This window comes from Methylobacterium platani, assembly GCF_001653715.1.
GTDB classification, from domain to species: domain Bacteria; phylum Pseudomonadota; class Alphaproteobacteria; order Rhizobiales; family Beijerinckiaceae; genus Methylobacterium; species Methylobacterium platani.
The window spans coordinates 1-396 of the sequence record NZ_LWHQ01000051.1 but is presented as its reverse complement, the minus strand read 5'-3'; the positions used below and the strand labels follow the sequence as shown (position 1 = coordinate 396).

The following is a 396-nucleotide window of genomic DNA, read 5'->3' as shown; positions in this document are numbered from 1 at the left end:
CGGCCCCCGCTCCTTGTGTCCGGTGCGGGAAACGCTCCGGGGCTGCGACGGGTCCGGGCGCGGCTGTCGCATGCACAGGATTCACCAGGGGAGTACCGGAACGCCCGGGCCGGAGCGCCTATGCCACCAGCCCGCTCACCGGCCGCAGCCCCTCGCTGCCCGGGAAGACGCGGCCGGCGAGCACCGCCGGGGAGAGGCCGAACAGGTCGGCCGCCAGGCCCTTCGCGACCGCCCGCACGTCGATGGTGGGGGCGAGGTCGCGGCCCTCGCGCAGCTGCGCGGGGCCGAGGCCGGGCCAGTCGGCCAGCACCCGGCCGCCGCGCACCGCGCCGCCGAGGAGGAACGCCACCGTGCCGGTGCCGTGGTCGGTGCCGGTGGTGCCGTTGACCCGGGCGG

At 78.3% G+C, this 396-nt stretch carries 1 protein-coding gene; it reads right to left on the bottom strand.

Going from position 1 to position 396, the window contains the following annotated elements:
- Positions 1 to 118: 118 nt before the first annotated feature.
- Positions 119 to 396: DUF1501 domain-containing protein (locus A5481_RS24805; protein ID WP_156655649.1), on the bottom strand; the 278-nt coding region annotated here is incomplete at its 5' end.